This window comes from Prosthecobacter sp. (genome assembly GCF_044373815.1).
Classification (GTDB): Bacteria; Verrucomicrobiota; Verrucomicrobiia; order Verrucomicrobiales; family Verrucomicrobiaceae; genus Prosthecobacter.
Genome location: NZ_JBIPNG010000627.1, coordinates 1 through 3,178 on the forward strand (window position 1 = coordinate 1; position 3,178 = coordinate 3,178).

Genomic DNA, 3,178 nt, shown 5'->3' on the forward strand with positions numbered 1-3,178 from the left:
TACGAACCCAAACTGTTTCACCATTTCAACCATCGCTTTGCTACATTTGAAGGCGTGCCTTCCGAAGAGGTCCATAAGGGATGGGCTCGTGAGACTACTATGGATGAGCTTTTGGATCCCTTTGAAGTAGCAAAACCCCGCTATTGGGTCACACGACAGAAGTTTGATGAAACAATTGAGCGATACGGGAATCAGAATGGGTGGCTGATTGGCTATCGCGATATTGCTCGCTCAACCGACGCTCGGACATGTATTGCTACAGCAATACCCGAGACTGCAGCGACAGTCTCCATGCCTTGTTTAGGAGTTCGCAACCCGCACAAGAAAGATACGCTGTTCGCGAATTTAACTTCTTTCATTTTTGACTATGCGGCCAGACAAAAGGTATCGGGGACACATCTGACATACGGGATCATGAAACAGCTTCCGTTAGTCAGGCCGCTTAACTTTTCACATACCTGTCGATGGGCAAACAATCTGAACTCAGAACTGCGAAGTCAGACAACACTGCGAGACTGGATTCTCCCACGCATTCTAGAGCTAACCTACACGGCGTGGGACCTGGAAGCATTCGCGACTGACTGCGGGTGGAGCGGGCCGCCGTTCCAGTGGGACGAGGAGCGGCGCTTCCTCATCCGGTGCGAGCTGGACGCAGCCTTCTTCCACCTCTATCTCGGCCCCCAGAGCGAATGGCAGCAACAGCCCGAAGCCCTCACCCGCGCCTTCTACACGCCCCGCCATGCCGTCAGCTACATCATGGACACCTTCCCCATCGTGAAGCGCAAAGACGAAGCCAAACACGGCCACTACCGCACCAAAGAAACCATCCTCCAATACTATGATGAGCTGGCCCTTTGCGCAGCCGAAAGCCGTGCATTTCAGAATGCGGCACTTTCTTTCCCGCCTGCTGATGTGCGAGTCACTCATGATCCACGTCTGCCAGCCGGCCTGCGCCCGGCCTTCAAGTCGGAAGATTATTTCCCTCTCCTGCTGCCCTTGATCACAAAATTCCTACCTGATGGAGTGGAGGCTGGACGACTTTTGCATGCCTTGGAAATCCTCTCCGAGTCAGAGGCACGTCGCACCGCACTCAAGGGGCATACAGGTGAACCGTGGAAAGCATGGGCTGAAGGATTTCCAAAAAAACATCGCTTCTCCGATGCAGCAGCTGCATTGCTGCACCAGCTCGGCAATGGTACTCTCATTCGTTGGCGAGACCGAGTCAGCTTTGCGACAGAAGCAACTTTCGTCGATAATGAATGGTTAAGGATCGACGCCTTCATTGCCCTGCGTTTAGCCGTGTCAGCTCCGACTGCACTGGTTGAGCACAAAATCGCGGAAACCAAAAAACATTTCCCTGTTCTGTTCAACCTCCTGCTGGCTGCAGCCTAAAAAATTATGGACAACTGGTTCGATTCCAATGAAACGAGACGGCGGTGGCCGTTCGCCACAGATCGGAAGCACCCGGTCATTCACTTGCGTGAAGTGCGGCTTCTGTCGTCCCTGGATGCCATTGAACCCATTCGCAGGGTGGAGTTTCATCCCGGACTCAACATCATCTGGGCCGATCCAAAGGTGAAGGAAGCGCGGCAGGGTGGACCACGACTTGCTGGCCACTCAGCAGGCAAAACGACCCTCTGTCGCATTATCCGATGGTTGCTTGGCGAAGCGCACTTTGGCACTGAAGAAACGGAGACCGCCATTGCGCTGGCATTTCCAACTGGGTGGGCACTTTTGCACGTCGAATTGGATGGCGTCCCTTGGACCATCGGGCGGGCATTTTTCCAGAGCAACGATCATCGTGCGGTTTGTGGTGCCGCGATCAACCAGGTACAAGGTGAGGGCTGGCCAGAACCCAATGCCAAAAGCGAGTTTTTCGAGGAGTTGAGTCGGTTGACAATAAGCCCCTTGGTTCGGCAGCAATTCCCAGGCGCCAATGACAACATCAAGTTCACCGATCTCCTGGCATGGCTGGCACGGGATCAGGAAGCCGCCCTACAGCGTGTGGAATCATGGCGTTCAACAACGAGCGGCAATTCACAAACTGTACCTGACAAAGCAAACCGTCACATCCTCATGCGCCTCGTACTGAAACTGCTGGAAGACGACGAATGGAAGGAGATGCAGAAGTGCGCAAAGCTAGAAATACAGAAGGATGCCTGGAAGAAGCAGGAGCCAGATCTCGAAGCTTCGGCAAGAGCCGCCTGTGAACCACTCGCTCGTGTGGTCGGACCTGAAAGCGATGCTCTTGCAGGACCACTTGTCATCTCGAAGGCTGAAAAGCTGGTCAAAGAAAAGCAATCACGTTTAGAGGAACTACAGGAAGACCTTGAAAAAATCAATTTGAGCAGTGCTTTGGCCGATCTGGAGCACGCCATCACTGATTTGGCCAAAGGCGATAAAGCCGTGGAAAGTGCCACAAAACGTATAAAACAGATCGCGAAGCGAGTAAGCGAAAGGGATGCAGAACTGATCACCGCCAAGGCAGCGGCCCTTGCTACAAAAAACATTCCGCAGGGAATTTGCGCCAAAAAACGCGACGATGTGAAGGGACTCTGCCCGCTCTACGAGGAAGCTGAAGCAACCGCAATCAGCTTTACTGCGGCACAGATGGCTGCGGAGATTCAGAAGCAACAAGATCATCTTCAAGAAGCCCTTGCGGAGGAGCAACAGGAACTGCGCGACGCAGAGAGTCGCATCCTTTTCCTGCGAGAGAAGGAAGTGCAAATGCGCGAAGTGCGCGATGAAACCTTGAAAAATTACAATCTGCTTCAGGGCAAAATCGCGACTTTGGAGGCATCACTGAGAGCCGACCGTGAAGTCCTGCAGCCTGCAACAACTCGCCAGTCCAACCTCGACGAGTGCCAGCGCCAACTCTCCGAACTGAGCGAGAAAATCAAGGAATCCACCGCAAGGCAGAAAGCTATCCGGAAGGCCCGATGGCAGGAGCGCAATGCCTTTGCCGACAACTACCGATCCGCTTTGAAACAACTGACTGACAAAGGTGCTGGAGCACGCTTGGAGTTCGATGCGGACGGTCTTTTTGACCTTCAAACTTCCGGGGCGGCAGTGACAGCGCTTAAAGTCCTCGCTTTCGATCTTGCCGCCATGCTTTGGAGCGCGAACGGTCAGTGTCATCACCCACGACTTCTTATTCACGACAGCCCGCGTGTTGCCG

The 3,178-nt window shown here is 53.7% G+C and carries 1 protein-coding gene and 1 pseudogene; both read left to right on the forward strand.

All coding sequences use genetic code 11. The annotated features are described in order from the left end of the window. Nucleotides 1-1,392: pseudogene (locus ACIREA_RS29340) on the forward strand (hypothetical protein); the annotation flags it as partial. A gap of 6 nt (nucleotides 1,393-1,398) precedes the next feature. Then, nucleotides 1,399-3,178 (forward strand): hypothetical protein (locus ACIREA_RS29345; RefSeq protein WP_397385871.1); only part of this gene is annotated, 1,780 nt, incomplete at its 3' end.